The organism is Geodermatophilus sp. SYSU D01119, assembly GCF_054049975.1.
This window is the reverse complement of record NZ_JBJGYL010000017.1, coordinates 34,224-60,123: the sequence shown is the minus strand read 5'-3', so window position 1 is coordinate 60,123 and position 25,900 is coordinate 34,224. Positions and strand designations below refer to the sequence as shown.

The following is a 25,900-nucleotide window of genomic DNA, read 5'->3' as shown; positions in this document are numbered from 1 at the left end:
CGTGCGGGTGGCGGCGGTGGCGGCGCACTTCGGCCGCGACCTCGAGCAGTGCCTGGCCAAGGTGGAGACGATCGTGGCCGCGGCCCGCTCGCGCGACGTCGAGCTGCTCGTCTTCCCCGACGCCACCCTCGGCGGCTACCTGGGCGACCTGTCCGGCACCGACGCCGGCGAGCTGCCGCCCGCGCTGCCCGAGGACGCCCCCGAGCTGGAGCGGGTCGCGGCCACCGCGGAGGACATGGTGGTGTGCGTCGGCTACCGGGAGGTCGCCGACGGCCTGCACTTCAACGCCGCCGTCTGCCTGAACGGCGACGGCGTCCTCGGCCGGCACCGCAAGGTCCACCAGCCCGCCGGCGAGCGCACCGCCTACCGGGCCGGCGACCGGTTCGCCGCCTTCGACACCCCGCTCGGGCGCATCGGCATGCTCGTCGACTACGACAAGACCTTCCCCGAGGCCGCCCGCACCCTGGCCGCCGACGGCGCGCTGCTGGTCGCCTGCCTGTCGGCCTGGCCGGCCAGCCTCACCGACCGGGCGCCGCGGCTGGTGCAGGACCGCCAGTCCCGGCTGTTCGACCTCTACGACTGTGCCCGCGCCGCGGAGAACCAGGTGGTGTGGGTGTCGGCGAACCAGACGGCGTCGATGGGCCGGCTGCGGTTCCTCGGCCAGGCGAAGGTGGTCGGCCCGGGCGGTGACGTGCTGGCCCGCACCTGGGCGAAGGCCGGGCTGGCGCTGGCCGAGCTCGACGTCGCCGCCGAGGTGTCGCGGGCCCGCACCGTCCTGTCCCACCTGCGCGAGCGACGACCGGAGGCCTACCGGTGAGGGTGGCGCTGCTGACCTACTCGACGCGCCCGCGCGGCGGTGTCGTGCACACGCTCGCGCTCGCCGAGGCGCTGGCCCGCGCGGGGTGCGACGTCACGGTCTGGTCGCTGGGCCGCGGCGGCGACGCCGGCTTCTTCCGTGCCGTCGACCCCGCCGTCCGGGTGTGCCTGGTGCCCTTCCCCGACCGGCCGGGGGAGGACGTCGGCGCGCGGATCCTGCGCTCGATCGAGGAGCTGGGCGCGGCGTTCGCCACCGCGGGCGGGCCCTACGACGTCGTGCACGCGCAGGACTGCATCAGCGCCAACGCCGTCGCCGACTGCGTGCGCACCGTGCACCACCTCGACGCGTTCACCACGCCCGAACTGGTCGCCTGCCACGACCGCGCGGTGCGCCGGCCCTCGGCGCTGGTGTGCGTGAGCGCCGCCGTCGCCGCCGAGGTGGCGGCCGGGTACGGGCGGACGGCGACGGTCATCCCCAACGGCGTCGACGCCGCCCGGTTCGCCGCGGCCGCCGCTCCGGAGGGCGCCGCCGCGCGCAACCGCTGGCGGGCGCGGCTGGGCCCGTACGCGCTGGCCGTGGGCGGGATCGAGCCGCGCAAGGGCACGCTCGACCTGGTGGAGGCGATGGCGGCGGTGCAGCGGGCGCGGCCGGAGCTGTCGCTGGTGGTGGCCGGCGGGGAGACGCTGTTCGACCACCGCGGCTACCGGGAGCGGGTGGAGGCGCGGGCGCAGGAGCTCGGCGTCTACCCCGTGGTGCTCGGGCCGGTGGCGCACGACCAGCTGCCCGCGCTGGTGGCCGCGGCCGACGTCTTCGCCTTCCCCTCGACCAAGGAGGGCTTCGGGCTGGCCGCCATGGAGGCGCTCGCGGCCGGGGTGCCGCTGGTGACCCGCGACCTGCCGGTGCTGCGCGAGGTGTTCGGCGGCGCCGCCCGCTTCGCCGGCGACCCCGCCGCGCTGGCCACGGAGCTGCTGGCCGCGGCGGGCGGGCGCGACCCGGCGGTGCGGGCCGCGGGGGAGGAGCTGGCCGCCCGGCACACCTGGGACGCCGCCGCCGAGGCCCACCTGCGCTTCTACGCGTCCCTGTAGGCCTTCGTGGCGCCATCGGCCCCTCCGGGCGCCGGCGATGCGCCCAGGGCCGGGTCCGCCTCCCGAGCGCGGGAGGCGGACCCGGCCGAGTCAGAGGAGCTCGAGGATGGTGGCGTTGGCCTGGCCGCCGCCCTCGCACATGGTCTGCAGGCCGTAGCGGATGCCGTTGTCGCGCATGTGGTGCACGAGCGTCGTCATGATCCGCGCGCCCGAGCCGCCGAGCGGGTGCCCCAGGGCGATCGCCCCGCCGTTCGGGTTGAGCGACTTCTCGTCGGCCCCGATGTCGGCCAGCCAGGCCAGCGGCACCGGCGCGAACGCCTCGTTCACCTCGAAGGCGCCGATCTCGTCGATCGACAACCCCGACTTCGCCAGCGCCTTCTGCGTGGCCGGGATCGGCGCGGTCAGCATGATCACCGGGTCGGCGCCGGCCAGCACCGCGGTGTGCACCCGCGCGATCGGGCGCAGCCCCAGCTCGCGGGCCTTCTCCGACGTCGTCATGAGCAGCGCCGCGGACCCGTCGGAGATCTGCGAGGCGTTGCCCGCGCTGATCACGCCGTCGGCCTTGAACGGCGTCTTCAGCCCGCCGAGGGTCTCCACCGTCGATCCGCGCCGGATGCCCTCGTCCCGGCTGACGACGGTGCCGTCGGGCGTGGTCACCGGCGCGATCTGGGCGTCGAAGCGGCCCTCGTCCTGCGCGGCCGCGGCCTTCTCGTGGCTGCCCACCGAGAACTCGTCGAGCTGCCGGCGGGTGAAGCCCCAGCGCTCCGCGATCATCTCCGCCCCGATGCCCTGGTTGGGAGCGACGCCGTAGCGCTCCGTGAACCGCGGCCCCATCGGGTCCGCGCCCGCCGACGAGGCGCCCATCGGCACCCGCGACATCGACTCCACGCCACCGGCGACGACGACGTCGTACTGCCCGGCCACCAGCCCGGCGGCCGCGAAGTGCACCGACTGCTGCGACGAGCCGCACTGCCGGTCGACCGTCACGCCGGTCACCGACTCGGGCCAGCCCGCCGCCAGCACCGAGGTGCGGGCGATGTCCATCGTCTGCTCGCCCACCTGGGACACGCAGCCCCAGATGACGTCGTCCACGCCGGCCGGGTCGAGGCCGGCCCGCTCCGCCAGGGCGTTCAGCACGTGCGCCGACAGGTCCACCGGGTGCACCCCGGACAGCCCGCCGTTGCGCTTGCCCACCGGCGTGCGCACCGCCTCCACGATCACCGCGTCACGCATGTCTGGTCCCTCTCGTCGTCGTGCCGGCGTCGGCCGCCGGCCCGTCCTCGTGCACGCCGGCCGGCCGGCCGGGTCACTCCTGGTGTCATCCCTCGCCGGCCGCGTCGGGCACGGCGAGGTGCCGCGGGTTGGCCACCCGCAGGCGGTCGCGCACGCCCTCGCGCACGGCGGCCACCACGTCGTCCCAGCGGTCGTCCAGCGAGCCGTCGGCGATCGCCTCGGACAGCGCCGCGTCGTCGGCCACGCCGAGGCCGGCCAGCCGGGCCCGCCGCCGCGCGCGGGCGCCGTCGCCCAGCAGCAGCTCGCGCCGGACGGTGGCGACCACGTTGGCCGCCACCTGCGCGTGGAACGACGTCCGCCCGGACGTCGCCCCGCGCACCTCCCCGCCCAGGAAGCCCCCGACCGCCGCCGCGAGCTCCGCCGCGGTGGGCCGGCCGAACAGCAGGTCGTCGTCGCCGCCGGCCTCCTCCGGGGCGGTGGCGTCGGGACGGTCGAGGCCGAGGGCGAGCAGCACGTCGAACTCCTGCTCGGCGGCCCGCCGGCCGATCGCGGCGAGTTCCACCGACGGCTCGGCGCCCGACAGGTGGCGCTCGGTCATCGCCCGGCACATCAGGCCCCACTGGACGGTGGCGTGCAGCTCCCACCAGTGCAGTTCGGCCGCGGTGGGACGCCAGCCGGCGACCGCCGCGTACCCGTCGAGCAGGTCACGCCGGGTGCCGGTGCCCGCGGCCGGCAGCGCCGAGCCGAAGCGCCAGACCTTGGCGCAGCACCAGCCGAGGTCCTCCAGCGGGTCGCCGCGGTGCACCAGCTCCCAGTCGAGCACCGCGCGCAACCCGTCGGGGCCGACCATGAGGTTGCCCATGCGGAAGTCGCCGTGCACGAGCACCGGTCCGTGCGCGGGCGGGCGGTTCTCCCGCAGCCACCGCAGGCCCAGCGCGAGCCCGGGCGGCGGCGGGTCGCCGTCGACGAGGAAGGACGACGTCAGCCGCTCGAGCGGGTCGCCGACGGCGGGCACCCGGTCCAGCCCGTCGAGCGGCGCGGCGTGCAGCCGGGCGAGGACGGCGCCGAGCTCGCGGGCGAGCCCCGACCGCGCCGCCGCGTAGGCCTCCCCGCGCAGTAGCCGGCGGGGGATCGTCTCGCCGTCGACCCGGCCCATGAGCAGGTACTCCGCGGGCAGCCCGGGCGCGTCCTCGCCGGTGCCGACGTCGACCAGGTCGGGCACCGGCACGCCGGCCCGCGCGGCGGCGGCGATCGCGGCGGCCTCCACGGCCACCGGGCGGCCGCCGGTGGAGTGCCCACCGCGCAGCACCAGCTCGCGCCGGGTGCCGCCGTCGTCGGCGGTGAACGCCCAGGTCTCCCGGTTGGCGCCGCCGGTCAGCCGCGTCAGCCCCTCGACGGCGACCGGGCGGCCCAGCCGGTGGGTGAGCCGCGCGGCGAGCGCGCCGGCGAGCCCGTCGGTGGACGTGCCGGGGGAGGCGAGCGTGCCGGTCACCGCAGGAAGCCGAACAGGTGTCCCGCGACCCGGCGCATCTGGATCTCCTCGGACCCCTCGGTGATCCGGTACCGGCGGTGGTGCCGGTAGATGTGCTCGAAGGGCAGGTGCCGCGAGTAGCCCATGCCCCCGTGCACCTGCATGGCCCGGTCGGCGGCGTCGCAGACCAGCCGGTTGCCGCGGTAGTTGCACATGGACACCCGGTGGCCGATGGTCACCGCGGGCTCGCCGCGGGCGGTGAGCCCGTCGAGGTCGGCCGCGGTGGCGCGGATGAGCGTGCGCACCAGCTCCGCCTCGGTGTGCAGCTCCACCAGCGGCCACTGGATCGCCTGACGTCCGGCCAGCGGCTTGCCGAACGTGTGCCGTCTGCGGGCGTGCTCCACCGACCGGTCGATGCAGAACTGCGCGGCGCCCACGCCGGAGGCGGCCTGCCGGATCCGGTTCTCGTGCACGAAGGTCTGCGCCACGGCCAGGCCCTCGCCCTCGGCGCCGAGCACCGCGGAGCCCGGCACCCGGACGCCGTCGAGGACGACCTCGCCGTGGTCGGTGGGCATGTTGAGCGTCCACCAGAACTGCGGCACCGACAGCCGCGGCGCGTCGATGGGGACCACGAGCGCGGTGATCCCGCGGGCCTGCCCCGGGGTGCCCGACGTGCGGGCGAAGACGAGCAGGTGGGTGCCGGTGTGCACGCCGGTGATCCAGCGCTTGCGGCCGGTGATGATCCAGTCGTCGCCGTGCCGGACGGCGCGGGTCTCCATCCACGTGGCGTCGCTGCCGTGCTCGGGCTCGGTGAGCGCGAAGGACATCCGCCGCTCGCCGGTGATCAGCGGCTCGACGAACTCCTCGCGCTGCTCGGCGCTGCCGAACAGGTGCAGCAGGTGCGGCATGACCAGGTTGCCGACGACGCTGTGCTCGTTCTGCAGGTCGTTGTGCAGGCCCAGGCCGCGGTGGGCCAGGTGCTCGCGGATGACGGCCATGTCGACGTTGCCGCCGTCGCGCCCGCCCAGCTCGGCCGGCAGCGCGTAGCGCAGCCAGCCCGCGGCGTCGGCACGCCGGCGGACCTCGCCGAGCAGCTCCTCCCACTCCGCGCGCGGGACGCCGCCGGCCTCGAGGTCGGTGCGGGCGAACTCGCGGCGGTGGTCGAAGAAGCGGACGTTGTCGTCCTGCTGCTCCAGCGGCTCGATCTCGGCGGCCACGAAGGCGTCGAGCTCGTCGAGGACCGCGGTCAGCCGCGGCGGCAGCGAGGAGCCGGGCAGGGCCCCGTCCGCCGCGGCGCGGGCGGGCTGGTCGAGCGTGGTCATGCGGCCTCCTGTCCGGCACCGGTGCCGGTCCCCCCGACCATGACAGCGTTGACACTTGACGTCAACGTCGACTATCCACGGCCCGTCGGTCGGACGAGTAGAGGGAGTGGGACGTGGACGTCTCGGGCATGACGGTGCTGGTGACCGGGGGCGCCTCCGGGCTGGGCCTGGCGACGGTCGAGCGCCTGGTGGGTGCGGGTGCGGAGGCGGTGATGGTCGACCTGCCGTCGTCGCAGGGCAAGGCGGTCGCCGAGCGGCTCGGCGGGGCGGTGACCTTCGTGGCCGGCGACGTCACGAGCGAGGAGCAGGTGGCCGAGGCGGTGGCCGCCGCCGAGGAGCGCGGCCCGCTGCGCGCGGTGGTCAACTGCGCGGGCATCGGCAACGCGATCCGCACGGTCGGCCGGGACGGGCCGTTCCCGCTCGACGCCTTCCGCCGCGTGGTCGAGGTCAACCTGATCGGCACGTTCAACGTGCTGCGGCTGGGCGCGCAGGCGATCGCGCGCACCGAGCCGGTCGACGGCGAGCGCGGCGTCGTCGTCAACACCGCCTCGGTGGCCGCCTTCGACGGGCAGATCGGGCAGGCGGCCTACTCGGCGTCCAAGGGCGGCATCGTCGGCATGACCCTGCCGGTCGCCCGCGACCTCGCCTCGCTGCAGGTCCGCGTGGTCACCATCGCCCCGGGGCTGTTCGAGACGCCGCTGCTCGGCCAGCTGCCGCAGGAGGCGCGCGACTCCCTCGGCGCGCAGGTGCCGCACCCGAGCCGGCTCGGCCGTCCCGCGGAGTACGCGGCGCTGGTGCAGGCGATCGTGGAGAACCCGATGCTCAACGGGGAGACGATCCGGCTCGACGGCGCCATCCGCATGGCCCCCCGCTGAGCAGGGTCACGGCATAGGAAGCTATCCGCACGTCCTGGTGCCCGGGACGTGCGGATGGCGTCCTATGCCTCTAGGGCACGGGGAGCGCGGCGGCCTCGCGGAGCTGTTCGCGCAGCCGGCGCTTGAGGATCTTGCCGCTGGCGTTCAGCGGCATCTCCGGCACGACGACGACCTCGGCGGGCACCTTGTAGGCGGCCAGCCGGCCCCGGCAGTGCTCGCGCAGCGTCTCCGGGTCCGGCGCCGGCCCGCCCGGGTCGCCGGTCACCACCGCGACGACGACCTCGCCCCAGTGGTCGTCGGGCCGGCCGACGACGGCGACCTGCGCGACCGACGGGTGGTCGGCCAGCACCGACTCGATCTCCACGGGGTAGACGTTCTCCCCGCCGCGGATGATCATGTCCTTCGAGCGGCCGGCCAGGTAGAGGTAGCCCTCGTCGTCCATGCGGGCGAGGTCGCCGCCCCAGAACCACCCGTCGCGGATGGCCTCGGCGGTCTGGTCGGGCATCTCGAGGTAGCCGTTCATCACCGCGTCGGAGCGGGTGACGATCTCCCCGACCTCCCCGCGCGGCACCTCCCGGCCGGTCTCGTCGCAGATCCTGAGCTCCACGCCGTAGGCGGGCTTGCCGATCGAGCCGAGCAGGTGCGTGGCGCCGGCCGCGGCGCGCCGGTGGTCGGCCGAGCCGAGCACCGACTGCAGGCCGCCCTCGGTGGCCGCGCCGAAGGCGTTGATGAAGTCGCAGCCGAAGGTGGCCATCGCCCGCTCCAGCAGGGCCGGCGACATCGGGGCGCCGCCGTAGATGATCGAGCGCAGCGAGGAGTAGTCGCCCGCGCGCACGTCGGGGTGCTCGAGCAGCGTGCTGATCATCGTGGGCACCAGGAACGCGCCGGTGAGCTGCCCGCCCTGCATCCAGCGCAGCACGGTGGCCGGGTCGAACTGCGGCAGCACGAGCGTGGGGAAGCCCCGCCACACGTGCATGAGCACCATGCCCTGCCCGGCGATGTGGAACAGCGGCGAGGCGGTGTAGCGGAACTCGTCGGGGGCGATCTCGTAGTCGATCGACATGTTCGTGAACAGCGCCTTGACCATCCGCTGCGACTGCAGCACGCCCTTGGGCAGGCCGGTCGTGCCGCTGGTGAAGGCGAGGCCGAGGGCGTCGTCGTCGGTCACCGGCACGTCGGTGCGCACCGGCTCGCCGGAGGCCAGCAGGTCCTCGTAGCCGACCACCCCGCCGGGCAGCGGGCCGTCGAAGGCGCAGACCAGCCGCACCGAGTCCACCTGCGGCGCCAGCGCCGTGACGGCGGGCAGGTAGCGCTCGCTGGCGAACAGCGCGGCCGGTGCCGCCCGGCGCAGCAGGGTGAGCAGCTCGTCGTCGGCGAGCCGGTTGTTCAGCGGCACGTAGGTGACGCCGGCGCGCATGCACGCCAGCAGCACCTCGACGTAGCCGCCGCCGTCGACGGCGACGATCGCCACCCGGTCGCCGTGGCCGATGCCGGCGCGGGCGAGGGCGTCGACGAGGCGGTCGACCCGCTGGTCGGTCTCGGCGAAGCTGCGCGACGAGCCGTCGCCGAAGACCAGGCAGGGCCGGTCGGGGTGCCGGGCGGCGGACAGGGCGAGGAACTGGCCGGCGCGCGTCATGGGCCGCACGGATCACCTCCGGGGACGGCCGTACGGCGGCCGGGCCGCCGCCGGGATTGACGTCAGGATCAGGTGTTCCTAGCGTCGCGGACGGGAGGGCGTCAACTGCGGACGGTGCTCGTCCGGGCGACGCGCCGCGGGGCGTTGACAGCGCGCCGCCCGTCCGGCTTGACTGCGTGAACTTGACGTCAGCGTCATCCAGCGGACGTCACCGCAACGACCGGGAGGGCAGATGGCCTCGGGACCCCTGGCGGGCACCCGCGTCGTGGAGTTCACCGGCCTGGCGCCGGCTCCCTTCGCCTGCATGGTCCTCGCCGACCTCGGCGCCGAGGTGGTGCGGGTCGACCGCCCGGGCGCGGTCCCGGCCCGGGACACCGACGTCCTGCTGCGCGGGCGCCGGCACGCGGTCGGCGCCGACCTCAAGGACCCGGCCGCCCGCGACGCCGTCCTGGCGCTGGTCGACCGCGCCGACGTGCTGGTCGAGGGCTTCCGGCCGGGGGTGATGGAGCGCCTCGGCCTCGGCCCCGACGTCTGCCTGGAGCGCAACCCCGGGCTGGTCTACGGCCGGATGACCGGGTGGGGGCAGACCGGCCCGCTCGCCGCGGCCGCCGGGCACGACATCGACTACATCGCGCTGGCCGGCGCGCTGTTCCCGATCGGCACCCGCGGCGGCCCGCCCGTGCCGCCGCTGAACCTGGTCGGCGACTTCGGTGGCGGCGGGCTGCTGCTGGCCACCGGCGTGCTGGCCGCGCTGGTCGAGCGCGGGCGCTCGGGCCGCGGCCAGGTGGTCGACGCCGCGATGGTCGACGGCGCCGCGCTGCTCACCGCCTCCCTGCACGGCATGCTCGCCGCCGGCTCCTGGACGCCCGAGCGCGGCGCCAACCTGCTCGACGGCGCGGCGCCCTTCTACCGCACCTACGAGACCAGCGACGGCGGGCACGTGGCCGTCGGGGCGATCGAGCCGCAGTTCTACGCGCTGCTGCTCGACCGGCTCGGCATCGCCGCCGGCGACCTGCCCGCCCAGCTCGACCGCGACGGCTGGGACGAGGTGCACGCCGCGTTCGCCAAGGCCTTCCGCACCCGCACCCGCGACGAGTGGACCGCGGTGTTCGACGGCACCGACGCCTGCGTGGCCCCCGTGCTCGCCCCGGGCGAGGCCGCCGGGCACCCGCAGGCCCGCGAGCGCGGCGCCTTCCTCGAGCTGGGCGGGGTGACCCAGCCGGCGCCCGCGCCGCGCTTCGACCGCACGCCGGCCGCCGTCGGCGGCGCGCCGTCGGCGGGCGACCCCGCCGTCCTCGGCGAGTGGGGCCTGGACGCCGCGCAGGCCGCCGCGCTCGGCGGCTGAGCCCGCCCGGCCCGGACCGCAACCACCTCCCGCAACGACGCAGGAAGGACCCCGATGGACACGCACGGCCCGCAGCGGCCCGACGGGCTGGGCATCACGCTCGGCGAGATGCTGCCGCTGAGCGCCCGGCGGCACCCCGACAAGCCCGCCTTCCTCTTCCCCGACGGCGGCGCGCAGACCTTCGCCGAGACCGACGCCCGCGTCGACCGGCTGGTCTCGGCGCTGGCCCGGCAGGGCATCGGCCGCGGCGACCGGGTGGCGCTGTTCGCCCTCGACTCGCACCGCTACATGGAGGTCGTGCTCGCCTGCGCCAAGACCGGCGCGGTGTTCGTGCCGCTGAACTACCGGCTGACCCGCCCCGAGGTCGACGTGCTGCTGGGCCGGTCGGAGCCGGCCGCGCTGTTCTCCGACGCCCGTTACGCCGGCCTGCTCGACGGCGTCGCCGCCGCCCACCCCTCGCTGCGGCTGACGGTCACGTTCGACGGGCCGGACGGCGACTACGAGGCCCTCCTGGCCACCGGCGACGATGTCGTCCCGCCGGTGGTGTGCCGCGACGGCGACCCGTTCGCCCTGGCCTTCACCTCGGGCACCACCGGCCTGCCCAAGGGCGTCGTGCAGTCGCAGCGCATGCACAAGAACATGGTCACGATCTGCCTGAACGAGTACCGGATGCGCGAGGACGACGTCCGCTACTGCGCGGCGCCGACCTTCCACGTCTCCGGCGTCTCGGGCCTGCTGGCCGGCATCACCCGCGGGTTCACCAGCCTGCTGCTGCCGCAGTTCGACGCCGCCACCGTGCACCGGTTCATGGCCGAGGACCGTGTCAACGCCGTCTTCCTCGTGCCCACGATGATCAGCAGCATCCTGCAGCTCGACGGCGTGGACGCGTACGACTACGACCGGCTGGAGCTCATCACCTACGGCGCGGCGCCCATCTCGCCGACCCTGCTGCGCCGGGCGATCGACACCTTCCGCTGCGACTTCCTGCAGGCCTTCGGCGCCGGCACCGAGGCGGGCCTGCAGTCGGTGCTCACCCCCGAGGACCACCGCCGCGCGCTCGCCGGCCGCGAGGAGCTGCTGCGCTCGGCCGGCCGGCCCTCCCTGGGCGTGGCGATGCGCATCGTCGACGAGGAGATGCGCGACCTGCCGCCGGGCGCCGTCGGCGAGGTGGCCACCCGCAGCGACATGGTCATGGACGGCTACCTCGGCATGCCCGAGGACACCGCGCGGGCCTTCCGCGACGGCTGGTTCCGCGCCGGGGACATGGGCTACCTCGACGAGGAGGGCTACCTGTACCTGCACGGGCGCAGCAAGGACATGGTCATCCGCGGCGGGGAGAACATCTACCCGTTCGAGATCGAGACCGTGCTCGCCGAACACCCCGCCGTCGCGCAGGCCGCCGTCGTCGGCGTCCCCGACGAGCACTGGGGCGAGGCGGTGCGCGCCTTCGTCACGCTGCGGACCGGCGCCACGGTGACGGCCGACGAGCTCGCCGAGCACTGCCGCGGGCGGCTGGCCCGCTACAAGGTGCCCCGCGACCTCGTGCTGATCGAGGCGATGCCGACCAACGCCAGCGGGAAGATCCTGAAGCGCGAGCTGCGGCTGTGGGACCTCCCGGCCGAACCGGTGGAGAGCCCCGCTCCCGGCCCGGACGCGGCGGCGCAGCCCGCCGGCGCCCGCTGACCGGTCGCGGGGGAGAGGGGACGGGCGCGATGCGCATCGGCATGCGGGTGCAGTACAGCGGCGGCTTCCGGGAGGCCGCGCAGGAGATCGGCGACCTGGAGAAGGCCGGCCTCGACATGGTCTCGATCGCCGAGGCCTACAGCTTCGACGCGGTCAGCCAGCTCGGGTACCTGGCCGCGGTCACCGAGCGGATGGAGCTGACCAGCGGCATCCTCCAGGCCCTCACCCGGACGCCGACGCTGACGGCGATGACCGCGGCCGGACTGGACTTCGTCTCCGACGGCCGGTTCACCCTGGGCCTGGGCGCCAGCGGGCCGCAGGTCGTCGAGGGCTTCCACGGCGTCCGCTACGACGCGCCGCTGGCCCGGCTGCGGGAGATCGTCGAGGTCTGCCGGATGGTGTGGCGCCGCGAGCGCGTCGTCCACGAGGGCCGGCACTACACGATCCCGCTGCCGCCCGACCAGGGCACCGGCCTCGGCAAGCCGCTCAAGCTGATCAACACCCCGGTGCGCGAGCGGATCCCGATCACCCTGGCCTCGATCGGCCCGAAGAACGTCGAGATGACCGCCGAGATCGCCGAGGGCTGGGAGCCGATCTTCTTCGTGCCGGAGAAGGCCCGCGAGACCTGGGGCGCCTCGGTCGACGCCGGCCTCGCCCGGCGGGACCCGGCGCTCGGGCCGCTGGACGTGCGCGTCGGCGTCCCCTGCGCGATCGGGGAGGGGCTGGAGGGTCTGCGCGAGCAGTCGCGCGCCGACCTCGCCCTCTACATCGGCGGCATGGGCGCCCGCGGCAAGAACTTCTACAACGAGCTCACCGTCCGCTACGGCCACCCGGACGCCGCCGCCACCGTGCAGGACCTCTACCTGTCCGGCCGCAAGAACGAGGCCGCCGCCGCGGTGCCCGACGAGATGGTCGCGGCCACCTCGCTGGTCGGCCCGCGCGGCTGGGTCGCCGAGCGGCTGGCCGCCTTCCGCGACGCCGGCGTCACCACGCTCGTCACCTCCCTGGTCCAGCCCGACCGGGCCGACCGGCTGCGCACCGTCGAGCAGCTCAAGCAGCTGGCGCTGGACCTGTGACCGGCACCCGCCCCACCCCTCCCGGGAGGACCGCCCGATGACCACCGCCCCGGCCGCCCCGGCCACCCTCAACGGGGGCCCGCCGCCGCCGGTGTCCCTCGCGCGCGACGGCGACGTCGCCACGCTCACCCTGACCAACCCGCGGCGCAAGAACGCGATGACGCCACGGGCCTGGCGGATGCTGCGCGAGACGCTCGTCGAGGTCGGCCGGTCCGACGCGCGGGTGCTCGTGGTCACCGGCGAGGGCACCGACTTCTGCGCCGGCGCCGACCTCTCCGCCCGCGAGGACCGGCCACCGGCGCCGATGGCGAGCATGGCCGAGGTCAACGACGCGTGCCTCGCGCTGCACCGGCTGCCCGTGCCGACCATCGCCCGGGTCGACGGCGTGGCCGTGGGCGCCGGCATGAACCTGGCCCTGGGCTGCGACTTCGTCGTCGCCAGCGACCGCGCGCGGTTCTCCGAGATCTTCGTGCGGCGCGGCATGTCGGTGGACTTCGGCGGCTCCTGGCTGCTGCCCCGGCTGGTCGGCCTGCGCCGGGCCAAGGAGCTCGTGCTGCTCGGCGACATCATCGGCGCCGCCGAGGCTCTCGAGGCCGGGCTGGTGCGCGAGGTGGTCCCGGCGGCGGAGCTCGACGCCGCGGTGGCCGCGCTGGCCGCCCGGCTGGCGAGCGGCGCCCCGGTGGCCATGCGGCAGTCCAAGCGGATGCTCACCGACTCCTTCGAGACCGGCCTGGAGCGGGCGCTGGAGGACGAGGCGCGCAGCCAGCAGATCAACTTCGCCACCGACGACCTCGCCGAGGCCGTCGCCGCCTTCCACGACAAGCGCGACCCGCGCTTCACCGGCCGCTGAGGCACCCCGGGAGGGACGATGGAGTTCACCTGGACGCCGGAGCAGCTCGACCTCCGCAGCAGCACGCGCCGCCTGCTGGAGACCCGGGCGCCCCTGGCCCGCACCCGCGAGCTGGCCGAGGCCGGGCAGCGGCTCGACCCCGCCGCCTGGACGGCGATGACCCAGCAGGCGGGCCTGCTCGCCCTCGGCGTCCCCGAGGAGCACGGCGGCGCCGGCGGCTCGCGGGTCGAGCAGGCGCTGGTCTTCGAGGAGGCCGGCCGGGTGCTGCTCGGCGGGCCGCTGCTGCCCACGGTCCTGGCGATCGAGGCGCTGCTGGCCGCCGGTGACGGCGCCGCGCTCGAGGAGCACCTGCCCGGCCTCGTCGAGGGCGCGCGCACCGCCACCCTCGCCGTCCTGGGCAGCACCGGCCGCTGGCGGCCGTCGGCGCCGACCACGGTCGCCACCCGCAGCGGCGACGGCGCGGTGCTCAGCGGCACCGAGGAGCTCGTCCTCGACGGCGCCGACGCCGACCTGCTGATCGTGCTCGCACGGGCCGAGGGCGGTCCGACCCTCTACGCGGTCCCCCGCGACGCCGAGGGCGTGACGGTGGAGCGGCTCGACGTCCTCGACCTCACCCGGCCCATGGCGCGGCTGCACCTGGCCGCGGTCCCCGCCCGGTCCGTCGGGCTGACCGGCGGCGGCGCCGGCGTGGTGGAGCGGGTGCACCGCGCGGCCGCCGTGCTGGTCGCCGCCGAGCAGGTCGGCGCCATGGACACCCTGGTGGCGCGCACCGCCGAGTACGCGCGCACCCGGCGGGCCTTCGGCCGGCCGATCGGGGCGTTCCAGGCGGTCAAGCACCGGCTCGCCGACATGGCGGTGCGGCTGGAGATGTCCCGCTCGGCCGCGGCCTGGGCGGCGTTCCAGGAGCCCGGCTCGGCCGACGAGGCGTTCGGCGCGGCGGTGGCGGCGTCCTACTGCGGGGAGGCGTTCCTGCAGGCGGCCAAGGACACCATCCAGCTGCACGGCGGCGTCGGCTTCACCTGGGAGCACGACGCCCACCTGTTCCTCCGCCGCGCCCGCGCCGCGGCCACGCTCACCGGGCCGCCGTCGGAGCACCGCGCCGCCCTGGTCCCGCTGGTCCTGCCCGACCTCGTCGCCCCCGGGCACACGGAGGTGCCGTCGTGATCGAGCTGTCCCCCACCGCGACCGAGGACGAGGTGGCCGCGGCCACCGAGCGCTGGCTGCACGAGAACCTGCCCCCGGCGTGGCTCAAGGCCGTCCTCGACGACGACCGCACCGTCGTGGCCGCGCACCTCGCCGACGCCGACGGCATGCGCCGCTGGTTCGCCGCGCTCGGCGACGCGGGCCTGGCCACGCCCACCTGGCCGCGCGAGTACGGCGGGCTGGACCTGTCGGCCGACCAGGCCGCCGCCGTCGCCGACGTGCTCATGCGCTACCGCGCGAACCGGCCGATGGACGACTTCATCGGCCTCACCCTCACCGGACCGACCGTGCTCGCCCACGGCACGGCGGAGCAGAAGGAGCGGTTCCTGCGCCCGATCGCCCGGGGCGAGGAGCGCTGGTGCCAGCTGTTCAGCGAGCCCGGTGCGGGCTCGGACCTCGCGGCGCTGTCCACCCGCGCGGTGCGGCAGGAGGACGGCACCTGGCGGGTCGACGGGCAGAAGGTGTGGAACTCCTTCGCCCACATCGCCGACCGGGGGCTGCTCATGGCCCGCACGTCGCCGGAGAAGCCGAAGCACCGCGGCATCTCCTACTTCCTCGTCGACATGCGCACGCCCGGCATCGAGGTCCGGCCGCTGAAGCAGATGACCGGCGACGCGGAGTTCAACGAGGTCTTCCTCACCGACGTCGTGCTGCCCGCCGACGCGCTGCTCGGCGAGGTCGACGGCGGCTGGGCGGTCGCGATCACCACGCTCATGCAGGAGCGCAACGGCCTCAGCGGCCGGCCCGCCGTCGGGCCCGGCGTCGCCGACGACCTCGCCCGCCGTGCGGCGGCCGCCGGTACGTGGGCCGACCCGGTGCTGCGGGACCGCGTGCTGGCGATGCTGGTCGAGGAGCGGGTGCTGCAGATGACCACCGTGCGCGCCTCGATCGCCTCCGGCCGCGGGATGGCCGGTGCCGAGGGGTCGATCCGCAAGCTGGTCAGCTCGGGCCTGGAGGAGACCGCCGGGTCACTGGCCGCCGAGGTGGAACCGGTGACGGCGCTGGGCTGGCCCCAGGGCGCCCCGCTGCCGGCCGCCGCCCACGAGTTCCTGGCGATGAAGCAGACCTCGATCGCCGGCGGCACCTCGGAGATCCAGCGCACGATCATCGCCGAGCGCCTCCTCGGCCTGCCGAAGGACCCCGACCCGGAGAAGGACCTGCCCTTCAACCAGCGCAGCCGCGCCTGACCCGAGGAGCGCCCCGTGACGACCACCGAGACCACCCCCGAGACGACGACGCTGCGCCTGGAGCACCCCGAGCCCGGCATCGCCGTGCTCACCCTCGACCGGCCCGAGCGGCTCAACGCGCTGTCGCCGGACCTGCTGCTGGAGCTGCACGCCACGCTCGACCGGCTCGCCGTCGACCCCGCCGTGCGGGTGCTCGTGCTCACCGGCGCCGGCCGCGGCTTCTGCGCCGGCCTCGACCTCACGGCCTACGACATGGGCGCCGCCGACCGGCGCGACGACTGGGACAGCCCGCAGCGGCGGCTGGCCCTGCAGAAGCACATCGCCGCGCTGGTGCCCAAGCTGCGCGCGCTGCCGCAGGTGGTGGTCGCGGCGGTCAACGGCCCGGCGGCCGGCGGGGGACTGGCGCTGGCGCTGGCCTCCGACGTCCGGATCGCGGCGGCGAGCGCGAAGTTCAACGTGGCGTTCGTCCGGATCGGCCTGTCGGGCTGCGACATCGGGGTCAGCTGGCTGCTGCCGCGGCTGGTCGGGGCCTCGCGGGCCTTCGAGATGCTGCTCACCGGCCGGCTGGTCGACGCCGCGGAGGCCGACCGCTCGGGCCTCGTCAGCCGCGTCGTCCCCGACGGCGAGGTGCTCGACGCGGCGCTGGAGACCGCGCGGGCGGTACTGGCCAACTCCCCGATGGGCGTGCGCATGACCAAGGAGGTCATGTGGAGCCAGCTCGAGGTCGGCAGCCTGCAGGCCGGCATCGACCTGGAGAACCGCACGCAGATCCTCACCAGCTACACCCGCGACGCCGACGAGGCGGCGCTGGCCTTCCGCGGCCGCCGCGCCCCGTCCTTCCTCGACGCCTGACCCAGTGGGGCCTTCGTAGCGCTGTTGGCTCTCTCCACCCGCGAGACCGGAGGTCACCGGTGACCACCACCGCCCCGCCCACCAACCGCGACCTGGTCGCCGACACCGCCCGCCGGGTCGTCGCCGAGCACCCGCCGGCGTCCACCCCGCGCGCGGAGTTCCTCGGCGCCTGCTTCGACGCCGGCCTCGCCTGGGTGCACTTCCCGCGCGGGTCCGGCGGGCTCGGCGTCGAGGCGGGCCTGCAGGACGTCGCCGACTCGATCCTGCAGGGCGCCGGCGGGCCGGTGCCGTTCTCGATCAACCCGATGGGCTACGGCATGGCGGCGCCCACCGTGGTGGAGCACGCCCGCCCCGAGGTGGCCGCCGAGCTGCTGCGCCCGCTGGCCACCTGCGAGGAGCTGTGGTGCCAGCTGTTCAGCGAGCCCGGCGCCGGCTCCGACCTCGCGGGCCTGGCCACCCGCGCCGTCCTCGACGGCGACACCTGGGTGGTCACCGGCCAGAAGGTGTGGACCTCGCTGGCGCACCGGGCGCGGCGCGCGCTGCTGCTCGCCCGCACCGACCCCGACGCCCCCAAGCACCGCGGCCTCACCTACTTCGTCCTCGACATGACCGACCCCGGCGTCGAGGTGCGCCCGCTGCGCCAGATGACCGGCGCCGCGGAGTTCAACGAGGTCCACCTCGACGGCGCCCGCATCCCCGACACCCACCGCCTCGGCGCGGTCGGCGACGGCTGGCGGGTGGCGATGACGACGCTGATGAACGAGCGGCGGGCCATCGGCGGGGGCAGCAGCCGGCGCGGCAGCGGCAGCATCGGCGCGGCCCTGCAGCTGTGGCGCGAGCGCCCCGACCTGCGCACCCCGGCGCTGCGGGACCGGCTGGCCGCGCTGTTCGCGCACGCCGACGCCGCGCGGCTCACCGGCGAGCGGCAGCGGGTGGAGAGCGGCGACCGGCCGATCGGACCGGAGGGGAGCATCGGCAAGCTCGTCGGCGCCGAGCTCAACCAGGCCGTCTACGACTTCTGCATGGACCTGCTCGGGGTCGAGGCCACCCTCTACGGCTCCTACGACCCGCCGGACGGCGTCGACGACACCACCGACGAGCACGCCGGCCCGCACGACGTGCAGCGCGCCTTCCTCCGCTCCCGGGCCAACACGATCGAGGGCGGCACGTCGGAGGTGCTGCGCACCATCCTCGGCGAGCGGCTGCTCGGCCTGCCCGGGGACATCCGGGTGGACACCGGCCGGCCGTGGCGCGAGGTGCCCCGTGGCTGAGGCGCCCGCGGCCGAGCGCGTGACGGCGGCCGGCCCGCTCACCGGCCGGGTCGCCCTCGTCACCGGCGGCGGCCGGGGCATCGGCGCGGCGATCACCGCCGAGCTCGCCCGCTCCGGCGCCGCGGTGGCCTTCACCTACCGCCGCGACCGCGCCGCCGCCGAGGAACTCGCCGCCGAGCTGTCCGACGGCGGCGCGGCGGTGCTCGCGGTCGAGGCCTCCGTCGACGACCCCGCCGCCTCCGCCCGCGCGGTGGAGGCCGCCGTCGCGGAGTTCGGCGGGCTGGACCTGCTGGTCAGCAACGCCGGCGTCGCGAGCCGCGGGCTGCCGGTGGCCGCGACCACCGCCGAGGAGCTGCAGTGGCTGCTCGCCGTGCACGCCGTCGGCCCGCACCAGCTCGTCCGCGCCGCGCTGCCGCACCTGCGCGCGCACGAGCGCTCCGACGTCGTCGTGGTCAGCAGCATCGCCGTCGGCGACGCCTGGCCGGCGAACGGCGCCCCCTACGCCATGGCCAAGGCCGCGGCGGAGGCGATGGCGCACGTCCTGGCCCGCGAGGAGCGGGCCAACGGCGTGCGGGTCAACATCGTCGCCCCGGGCCTGGTCGACACCGAGATGGGCCGCCGGCTGGTGCGGGCCACGCAGGACGTGACCGACATCCGGCTGCTCGACCCCGGCTCGCCGTTCGGGCGGGTCTGCTCGCCGCAGGACGTCGCCGCCGTCGTGCGCGCGCTGGTCGACCCCGCCTGCTCCTACCTCACCGACCAGCGCGTCGTCGTCGACGGCGGCACCTTCTAGAGAGGACCGGCCCGTGGTCGAGTTCGAGTTCAGCGACGAACAGCGCGCCCTGCGCGAGGTCGCCCGCGACGTCTGCACCCGCTCCGCCCCCGAGGAGGAGGTGCGCCGCCTGATGGGCACCGGCGAGGGCTTCGACCGCGCCGTGTGGCGGCGGCTGGGGTCCGACGTCGGGCTGCTGGGCCTCGCCGTCCCCGAGGAGCACGGCGGCGCCGGCGCCGGGCTGGTCGAGCTCGCACTGCTGGGCGAGGAGACCGGCCGCACGCTGCTACCCGGCCCGCTCGTGGGCACCGTGGCGCTGGCCGTGCCGGCGCTGCTGGCCACCGGCGACGACGCCGTGGCCAAGGAGCTGCTGCCCGGCGTCGTCGAGGGCACCACGGTGCTCGCGCTGGCCGCCACCGACGACCGCGGCGGCTGGGCGCCGGCGCAGCCCTCGGTCACCGCCGGCGCCGGCGGCCGGCTCACCGGCGAGCAGGCGCACGTCCTCGACGGCGCCGCCGCCGACGCGCTGCTCGTCCTCGCCGCGTCCGACGACGGCCCGGCGCTGTTCCTCGTCGACGGCGACGCCGCGGGCCTCTCCCGCGAGGTCCAGTCCGGCCTCGACCTCACCCGCCGGCAGGCGCGGCTGCACCTCGACGGCGTCGCGGCCCGCCCGGTCGGGTCCGCCGCCACGGCCGCGGCCGCCGTCGCCGCCGCCCGGCGCACCGCCGCGGTCGTGCTCGCCGCGGCCGCCGTGGGCAGCGCCCAGCGGATGCTCGACTCGTCGGTCGAGTACGCCCGCCAGCGGCTGCAGTTCGGCCGGCCCATCGGGTCGTTCCAGGCGGTCAAGCACCGCTGCGCGGACATGCTGGTCGACGTCGAGCACGCCCGCTCGGTGGCCTACCACGCCGCCTGGGCCGCCGACGCCGGCACCGACGACCCGGAGCTGGCCGCCGACCTCGCCACCGTGGTCACCGCCGAGGCGCACCTGCGGGTCGCGAAGAGCACCGTCCAGGTGCACGGCGGCATCGGCTTCACCTGGGAGCACCCGACCCACCTGCACTACAAGCGCGCCGTCAGCGACGCCGCTCTGCTCGGCGGGCGGGCGGCAGCCGCCGCCCGGCTGGCCGACGCCGTCCTCGAGCCGGCCTGACCGGCCCCGACCCCGACCCCGCAGAGGAGACCCCATGAGCGACGAGGTGCTCACCGAGGAGCGCGACGGCGTCCTGGTCGTCACGCTCAACCGGCCGCAGGCGCGCAACGCCGTGAACGAGGCGCTGGCCGCCGCGGTGGCCGAGGCGATGGACCGGCTCGACGAGGAGGAGCACCTGCGCGCCGGCGTGCTCACCGGCGCCGCCGGCACGTTCTGCGCCGGCATGGACCTCAAGGCCTTCGTCCGCGGCGAGACGCCGGTGGTCGCCGGCCGCGGGTTCGCCGGGCTGGTCGAGCGGCCGCCGGCCAAGCCGCTGATCGCCGCCGTCGAGGGCTACGCGCTGGCCGGCGGGTTCGAGATCGTGCTGGCCTGCGACCTCGTCGTCGCCGCCGAGGGGGCCTCCTTCGGCATCCCCGAGGTCAAGCGCAGCCTGGTCGCCGCCGGTGGCGGGCTGCTGCGGCTGCCCCGCCGCATCGCCTACCACCAGGCGATGGAGCTGGCGCTGCTCGGCGACCACGTCCCCGCACCCCGCATGCGCGAGCTCGGCCTGGTCAACCGGCTGGTCCCCGACGGCACGGCGCTGGACGCCGCGCTCGAGCTCGCCGCCGGCATCGCCGCCAACGGCCCGCTCGCGGTCATCGCCAGCAAGCGGATCGTCGCCTCCGCGCTGGACTGGCCGGAGGAGCAGGGCTGGCGCGAGCAGGAGGTGATCGCCGGGCCGGTCGCGCGCTCGGAGGACGCCCGCGAGGGCGCCACCGCCTTCGCCGAGAAGCGCCCGCCGGTCTGGCGGGGCCGGTGACCGCCGTGCCAGCCACCGGCACCGCGCAGGACGTCCTGCTCGTCGAGCGGGACGGACCGGTCGCCACCGTCACCCTCAACCGGCCCGAGGCGCGCAACGCGCTCTCGGCCGGGCTGATGGCCCGGCTGCGGGAGGCCATGGCCGCGCTGGAGGACGACGACGACGTCGACGCCGTCGTGCTCACCGGCGCCGACCCCGCCTTCTGCGCCGGGCTGGACCTCAAGCAGCTCGGCAGCAGCGGCGACAACCTCTCGCTCGGCGACGGGGACGGCGGGCGGCCCTCCTGGCAGCCGTGGCCCCAGCTGTCCAAGCCGGTCATCGGAGCGGTCAACGGCGCCGCGGTCACCGGCGGCCTGGAGCTCGCCCTCAACTGCGACGTGCTGGTCGCCTCCGAGCGCGCCCGGTTCGCCGACACCCACGCGCGGGTCGGCATCCTGCCCGGCTGGGGGCTGTCGGTGCTGCTGCCGCTCGCCGTCGGCCGCACCCTGGCCCGCCGGATGAGCCTGACCGGCGACCACCTGCCCGCCGCCGAGGCGCTGCGCGCGGGCCTGGTCACCGAGGTGGTGCCGCACGAGCAGTTGCTGCCCACCGCCCGCCGGCTGGCCGCGACCATCGCGGGCAACGACCGCGCCGCCGTCCGCCGGCTGCTGCGCTCCTACCGCGACATCGAGGCCGCCGCCGTGAACGGGGGCTTCGAGATCGAGGCGGCCACCTGCGCCGAGTGGTCGGCCCGCTACGACCCCGCCGAGGTCGAGCGCCGCCGCGCCGGCCTGCTCGACCGCGGCCGCGCCCAGCTGTCCTGACCCGTCCCACCCTGGAGGTCCCCGTGCTCACCGGTGAGCAGTACAAGGCCACGCTCGACGACGGCCGCGCCACCTACTTCGAGGGCGAGCGGGTCAAGGACCTGCCCGGCCACCCCGTGCTCGGCCAGGTCGTGCAGAACGTGGCCGACGGCTACGACTGGCTCGCCGCGCAGGCCGTCGACGGCGTCAACCCCGCCGCGGGCGTCCCGCGCACGCCCGAGGAGCTGCGCGAGAAGGTCGAGCTGGTGCACTCCGCCGGCATGATGGCCCACGTCAACTACACGTCGATCATGACGCTGGCGACGGCGGCCGGTCGGCTGGCGACCACCGCGCCGCAGTACGTCGAGCGGCTCGACGAGGTGGTCCGGACCGCGCAGGCGCGCGACATCCGGATGACCCAGTGCATCACCGACGCCAAGGGCGACCGCTCGCTGCCGCCCACCCGCCAGGACGACCCGGACGCCTACGTGCGCGTCGTCGACCGCGGGCCCGACGGCGTCGTCATCCGCGGGGCCAAGCTGCACATCACCGCCGCCTCCTTCGGCCACGAGCTGATGACCATCCCCACCAAGGCGATGAAGCCGGGGGAGGAGGCCTACGCGATCGCCGCGGTGGTCCCGGTCGACGCGCCCGGCGTGAAGATCATCAACACCAGCTACGCGCCGCGTCACCCCGACGTCCGGCACTTCCCGGTCTCCGGCCAGGAGCACTTCCCCGAGGGCTTCGTCATCTTCGACGACGTCTTCGTGCCCACCGAGCGGGTGCTGCTCGACGGCGAGACCGAGCAGGCCGCCGTCTTCGCCCACTCGCTGGGCCTGTGGGAGCGCCTGGGCGGGCTGAGCTCCATGGCCGACGGCGCCGACGTGCTCGTCGGGCTGGCGCAGCTGGTCGCCGAGGCCAACGGCCTGGCGCGGATCGGCCACGTCAAGGAGAAGATCTCCGAGATGGTCATCCACGCGACCGTCGTCCGGGCGTGCCTGGAGGCCGCGCTGGTGCACGCCGAGACCGGGGCGCTGGGCGCCGTCTTCCCCAGCGAGCTCTACACCAACGCGGGCAAGTACACCGGCGCCACCGCCTACAACCTCATGGTCCGGCACCTGCACGACATCGCCGGCGCCGCGGTGGTCACCGCGCCCACGCTGGCCGACCTGGAGAACCCCGAGGTCGGCGCGCTGGCCCGCAAGTACATGTCCACGCGGGCCGACGTCGACGGCGAGTACCGCACGCGGCTGTTCCACGCCATCCGCGACCTCACCGCGGACTCCTTCGGCGGCTGGCGGCAGGTCACCAACGTGCAGGCCGGCGGGGGGCTCTACGCGCAGCGGATCGTCACGCGCAAGCACTACGACATGGACGCCGCCAAGCACGCGGCGCTCGCCGTCGCAGGTCTCGTGGAGGGCGCCGGCGGCCCCAGCCGCGGCGTCTAGCGCACGGGCGCGGACAGGCCCCCGAGCGGCGCCCGGGGGCCTGTCCGGCGTGCCCGGGAACGGGCCGTCCGACGGCGGACCGGCGGGTGCCGGCGGGCCCTTGACAGTGTCCTGGCTCACTGCCAATGTGACACCGACGTCACTGTCACTCTCTGCTCGCCGGACCGGTCGGATCCCCTCCGCGAGCGCGGCCGACCGGCCCGTGCCGGCGGTCCCCGACCCCCTCGAGGAGCTCCCCGGATGCTGACCGGACAGCAGTACAAGGACTCGCTGAAGGACGGCCGGAAGGTCTACTTCCAGGGCCGCCGGATCGAGGACATGGAGACCGAGCCGGCGCTCGCGGTCCCGCTGCAGGTGGCCGCCGACGGCTACGACAAGCACTACTCGAGCGAGCCCGGCGCGGTGAACCCGCTCATCGACGCCCCGCGGTCCCCCGAGGAGCTCCGGGACAAGATCCCGGTGTTCATGGAGATGGACCTGCTGCTCAACGTCACCTACCAGTCGCTGATGACGCTGCTGGTGGCCGCGCCGCGGATCGAGGGCGTCGCGCCGCAGTACGTCGAGCGCATCCACGCCTACGTCGAGGACGCCAAGCGCCGCGACATCCGGATCACCGAGTGCATCACCGACGCGAAGGGCAACCGCAGCCGGCACCCCGCCGCCCAGGACGACCCCGACGCCTACGTGCGGGTGGTCGACCGCACCCCCGACGGCGTGGTCATCCGCGGCGCCAAGCTGCACATCAGCGCCGCCGCGCTCGGCCACGACCTCATGGTCATGCCGACCAAGAACATGCGGCCGGGCGAGGAGGACTGGGCGATCTGCGCCGCGGTGCCGGTGAACGCGCCGGGCGTGCACATCACCAACACCAGCTACCACCCCTACGGCCGGGACGAGCGCGACCACCCGACCAGCGCCAAGATCAGCGTGCCCGACAGCATGTGCATCTTCGACGACGTCTTCGTGCCCTCCGAGCGCGTCTTCCTCGACGGCCAGGCCGAGCAGGCGGCCGTGTTCGCCCACTCCCTGGGCCTGTGGGAGCGCCTCGGTGGCACCGCGTTCATGGTCGAGCAGGCCGACGAGCTGGTGGGCCTCGCGCAGCTGATCGCCGAGGCCAACGGCGCGGCCAAGATCTCGCACATCCGCGAGAAGATCGACGAGATGATGATCCACGCCACCCTGCTCAGGGCAGGCCTGGAGGCGGCGCTGCTGCACGCGCACTCGACGCCGCAGGGGTACTACTACCCCGACGACATGTACACCAACGTCACCAAGTTCCAGGGTGCCGCCCAGTTCTCCAAGATGGTGCGCCACCTGCACGAGATCGCCGGCGGTGCCGTGCTCACCGCGCCGTCGAACTCCGACTTCGAGAACGAGACGCTCGCGCCGTTCCTCGAGAAGTACATGTCCACCGGCGACGACGTCAGCGGCCGGTACCGGACCCAGCTGTTCCACGCGATCCGTGACACCACCGCGGACGCCTACGGCGGCTGGCACCACGTCACCAACCTGCAGTCCGGCGGCGGCATGTTCGCCCAGCGGCTGGTGACCCGCCGGCACTACGACATGGACCGCGCCAAGCAGCTCGCGCTCAAGGCCGCCGGGCTCACCGGCGCCTGACCGCCCTCCCCGGCCCCGCGGCGGCGGCCCCCACCGCCGCGGCCGGCCCCGGGCGTGCCCTCCCGCGGCGCCGCCCGACCCCCGACAGCCCGCCCGGCGACGACGCCGGGCGGACCGCCGACGACAGGATGACCCCCTTGCGCACCAGGAAGACCCTCGCCGGATGTGCGGCGCTCGCCGTCGCCCTCACCGCCTGCAGCCAGCCGCAGGCGGACACCGACACCTCCGGCGGGTTGTCCGGCGACCCCGTGGTCCTCGGCGTCCAGTCCCAGGACACCGGGCCCTCGGCCTACCCGCAGAGCACCTACGGGGCCGAGGCGGCCGAGTGGTACGTGAACAACGAGCTCGGCGGCATCGGCGGGCGGCCGCTGGAGCTCGACGTCTGCTCCGGCGACGGGACGCCGGAAACGGGCGTGAGCTGCGCGAACGGGTTCGTCAGCTCCGACGTCCCGGTCGTGTTCGACGCCTACGACCAGGCCAGCGTCGGGGCGATGACGCCGATCCTCGGCGAGGCGGGCATCCCGATCGTGGGCACGCTGGCCGGACAGGGCGTGGCGGAGGCCGCCGAGTACGGCACGGCCTTCTACTTCTCCGGCCCGCTGGAGACCAGTGCTCTGGGCATGGTCACCGTGCTGGCCGACCAGGGCGCCTCGACCGCGGCGCTGGCGGTCAACGACGTCCCCTCGTCACACGGCTACGTGGACAACCTGGTCACGCCGCTCGCCGGCGAGCTGGGCCTGGACGTCACCGGCGTCTACACCACGGTCGACAACCTCAACTACCAGGTGCTCGCGCAGACCGAGCTCGCCGGCGACCCCGACGTCGCGGGCGTCATCTCGCTGCCCGAGGAGGCGTGCACCGGCCTGGTGCAGGCCCTGCGCCAGAACGGCTTCGAGGGCACCGTCTTCGCGGGGTCGTGCTCGCAGTTCATCGAGCAGCTGGCCGGCGAGGCGGCCGGGGCGATCGTGCAGCCGCGCCTGTGGGTGCCGCGCTCCTACGACAACGCGCCGGCCGAGGTGCAGGAGCAGCTCGACGCGTTCGCCGAGGCCATGGGGGCCGTCGGGTACGAGGACGAGCAGTCGGCCCGGTCGCTGTACTCGTTCGCCGGCATCGTCAACCTCGCCAACATCCTGAACGAGGTCGACGGCGAGATCACCGCGCAGGCGGTCACCGACGCCATGAAGGGCGTCCGCGACTTCCCGACCTTCCTCGGGCCCGAGGTGACCTGCGACGGCCAGCAGTGGCCCGGCCGGCCCGGTGCCTGCAGCCACGAGGCGATCTTCTTCGAGGTCCAGGAGGACGGGACGCTCGCGCCCGTCTCCGAGGACGGCTTCACCGAGCTCGACACCGCCGTCGCCGAGCGCGTCGTCGGCACCTGACCCCGCCCGCCCGCACCCCCGGCCTCCGCTGACCGCGAGGAGTC

22 protein-coding genes are annotated in these 25,900 nt (G+C 75.4%); 18 read left to right on the top strand and 4 right to left on the bottom strand.

The window, feature by feature from the left end; all coding sequences use genetic code 11:
• The first annotated feature begins 16 nt into the window (after nt 1-16).
• Complete coding sequence (locus ACI79X_RS14390) at nt 17-817, top strand: carbon-nitrogen hydrolase family protein (protein WP_457026090.1); 801 nt, start codon at nt 17-19, stop codon at nt 815-817.
• Nucleotides 814-1,902, top strand: a complete 1,089-nt coding sequence (locus tag ACI79X_RS14385; protein ID WP_457026089.1) for an MSMEG_0565 family glycosyltransferase — start codon at nt 814-816, stop codon at nt 1,900-1,902. Before ACI79X_RS14390 ends, ACI79X_RS14385 begins: the two co-directional genes overlap by 4 nt.
• Before the next feature lie 90 nt (nt 1,903-1,992).
• Here ACI79X_RS14385 and ACI79X_RS14380 read toward each other — a convergent pair whose 3' ends face one another.
• The 3 genes from ACI79X_RS14380 to ACI79X_RS14370 all read right to left on the bottom strand — a co-directional run bounded on the left by ACI79X_RS14380 (nt 1,993) and on the right by ACI79X_RS14370 (nt 5,928).
• The gene (locus tag ACI79X_RS14380) at nt 1,993-3,135 is read right to left on the bottom strand and encodes a thiolase family protein (RefSeq protein ID WP_457026088.1); all 1,143 of its coding nucleotides are present in this window, start codon (nt 3,133-3,135) and stop codon (nt 1,993-1,995) included.
• Nucleotides 3,136-3,220: 85 nt separating this feature from the next.
• Complete coding sequence (locus ACI79X_RS14375) at nt 3,221-4,627, bottom strand: phosphotransferase family protein (protein WP_457026087.1); 1,407 nt, start codon at nt 4,625-4,627, stop codon at nt 3,221-3,223.
• Nucleotides 4,624-5,928: an acyl-CoA dehydrogenase family protein gene (locus tag ACI79X_RS14370; RefSeq protein ID WP_457026086.1), complete on the bottom strand. Its 1,305-nt coding sequence runs from the start codon at nt 5,926-5,928 to the stop codon at nt 4,624-4,626. The genes ACI79X_RS14375 and ACI79X_RS14370 overlap by 4 nt, the downstream gene beginning before the upstream one ends.
• A gap of 113 nt (nt 5,929-6,041) precedes the next feature.
• Here ACI79X_RS14370 and ACI79X_RS14365 point away from each other — a divergent pair, with 113 nt between their 5' ends.
• Nucleotides 6,042-6,803, top strand: a complete 762-nt coding sequence (locus ACI79X_RS14365) for an SDR family NAD(P)-dependent oxidoreductase (RefSeq protein WP_457026085.1) — start codon at nt 6,042-6,044, stop codon at nt 6,801-6,803.
• Nucleotides 6,804-6,873: 70 nt separating this feature from the next.
• Here the strand turns inward: ACI79X_RS14365 and ACI79X_RS14360 are convergent, their stop codons facing one another.
• Complete coding sequence (locus ACI79X_RS14360) at nt 6,874-8,439, bottom strand: class I adenylate-forming enzyme family protein (RefSeq protein ID WP_457026136.1); 1,566 nt, start codon at nt 8,437-8,439, stop codon at nt 6,874-6,876.
• A gap of 232 nt (nt 8,440-8,671) precedes the next feature.
• On the opposite strand from ACI79X_RS14360, the gene ACI79X_RS14355 reads away from it, so the two are divergent.
• The 15 genes from ACI79X_RS14355 (at nt 8,672) to ACI79X_RS14285 (ending at nt 25,856) form a co-directional block, all read left to right on the top strand.
• Nucleotides 8,672-9,784 (top strand): CaiB/BaiF CoA transferase family protein, encoded by a 1,113-nt coding sequence (locus tag ACI79X_RS14355; protein WP_457026084.1) that lies wholly within the window; start codon nt 8,672-8,674, stop codon nt 9,782-9,784.
• Nucleotides 9,785-9,838: 54 nt separating this feature from the next.
• Nucleotides 9,839-11,467 carry a class I adenylate-forming enzyme family protein gene (locus ACI79X_RS14350; RefSeq protein ID WP_457026083.1) on the top strand — a complete coding sequence of 543 codons (1,629 nt, stop codon included), beginning with the start codon at nt 9,839-9,841 and terminating at the stop codon, nt 11,465-11,467.
• Nucleotides 11,468-11,496: 29 nt separating this feature from the next.
• The gene (locus tag ACI79X_RS14345; RefSeq protein ID WP_457026082.1) at nt 11,497-12,543 is read left to right on the top strand and encodes an LLM class F420-dependent oxidoreductase; all 1,047 of its coding nucleotides are present in this window, start codon (nt 11,497-11,499) and stop codon (nt 12,541-12,543) included.
• Nucleotides 12,544-12,580: 37 nt separating this feature from the next.
• Nucleotides 12,581-13,393 carry an enoyl-CoA hydratase/isomerase family protein gene (locus ACI79X_RS14340; RefSeq protein ID WP_457026081.1) on the top strand — a complete coding sequence of 271 codons (813 nt, stop codon included), beginning with the start codon at nt 12,581-12,583 and terminating at the stop codon, nt 13,391-13,393.
• Nucleotides 13,394-13,411: 18 nt separating this feature from the next.
• Nucleotides 13,412-14,557, top strand: coding sequence for an acyl-CoA dehydrogenase family protein (locus ACI79X_RS14335; protein ID WP_457026080.1), 1,146 nt, complete (start codon nt 13,412-13,414; stop codon nt 14,555-14,557).
• Nucleotides 14,554-15,783: an acyl-CoA dehydrogenase family protein gene (locus ACI79X_RS14330; RefSeq protein WP_457026079.1), complete on the top strand. Its 1,230-nt coding sequence runs from the start codon at nt 14,554-14,556 to the stop codon at nt 15,781-15,783. Before ACI79X_RS14335 ends, ACI79X_RS14330 begins: the two co-directional genes overlap by 4 nt.
• Nucleotides 15,784-15,798: 15 nt before the next feature.
• On the top strand, nt 15,799-16,635 hold the full coding sequence (locus ACI79X_RS14325; protein WP_457026078.1) for an enoyl-CoA hydratase/isomerase family protein: 837 nt from the start codon (nt 15,799-15,801) through the stop codon (nt 16,633-16,635).
• Nucleotides 16,636-16,694: 59 nt separating this feature from the next.
• Nucleotides 16,695-17,906: an acyl-CoA dehydrogenase family protein gene (locus ACI79X_RS14320; RefSeq protein WP_457026077.1), complete on the top strand. Its 1,212-nt coding sequence runs from the start codon at nt 16,695-16,697 to the stop codon at nt 17,904-17,906.
• Nucleotides 17,899-18,699 (top strand): SDR family NAD(P)-dependent oxidoreductase, encoded by an 801-nt coding sequence (locus ACI79X_RS14315; protein WP_457026076.1) that lies wholly within the window; start codon nt 17,899-17,901, stop codon nt 18,697-18,699. Before ACI79X_RS14320 ends, ACI79X_RS14315 begins: the two co-directional genes overlap by 8 nt.
• Nucleotides 18,700-18,712: 13 nt before the next feature.
• The gene (locus tag ACI79X_RS14310; RefSeq protein ID WP_457026075.1) at nt 18,713-19,828 is read left to right on the top strand and encodes an acyl-CoA dehydrogenase family protein; all 1,116 of its coding nucleotides are present in this window, start codon (nt 18,713-18,715) and stop codon (nt 19,826-19,828) included.
• A gap of 34 nt (nt 19,829-19,862) precedes the next feature.
• Nucleotides 19,863-20,627, top strand: coding sequence for a crotonase/enoyl-CoA hydratase family protein (locus ACI79X_RS14305; protein ID WP_073420917.1), 765 nt, complete (start codon nt 19,863-19,865; stop codon nt 20,625-20,627).
• Nucleotides 20,624-21,430, top strand: a complete 807-nt coding sequence (locus tag ACI79X_RS14300; RefSeq protein ID WP_457026074.1) for an enoyl-CoA hydratase — start codon at nt 20,624-20,626, stop codon at nt 21,428-21,430. Before ACI79X_RS14305 ends, ACI79X_RS14300 begins: the two co-directional genes overlap by 4 nt.
• 23 nt (nt 21,431-21,453) lie before the next feature.
• The gene (locus ACI79X_RS14295; RefSeq protein ID WP_457026073.1) at nt 21,454-22,857 is read left to right on the top strand and encodes a 4-hydroxyphenylacetate 3-hydroxylase N-terminal domain-containing protein; all 1,404 of its coding nucleotides are present in this window, start codon (nt 21,454-21,456) and stop codon (nt 22,855-22,857) included.
• Nucleotides 22,858-23,097: 240 nt separating this feature from the next.
• Complete coding sequence (locus tag ACI79X_RS14290) at nt 23,098-24,477, top strand: 4-hydroxyphenylacetate 3-hydroxylase N-terminal domain-containing protein (protein WP_457026072.1); 1,380 nt, start codon at nt 23,098-23,100, stop codon at nt 24,475-24,477.
• A gap of 137 nt (nt 24,478-24,614) precedes the next feature.
• The gene (locus ACI79X_RS14285) at nt 24,615-25,856 is read left to right on the top strand and encodes an ABC transporter substrate-binding protein (protein ID WP_457026071.1); all 1,242 of its coding nucleotides are present in this window, start codon (nt 24,615-24,617) and stop codon (nt 25,854-25,856) included.
• Nucleotides 25,857-25,900 lie beyond the last annotated feature (44 nt).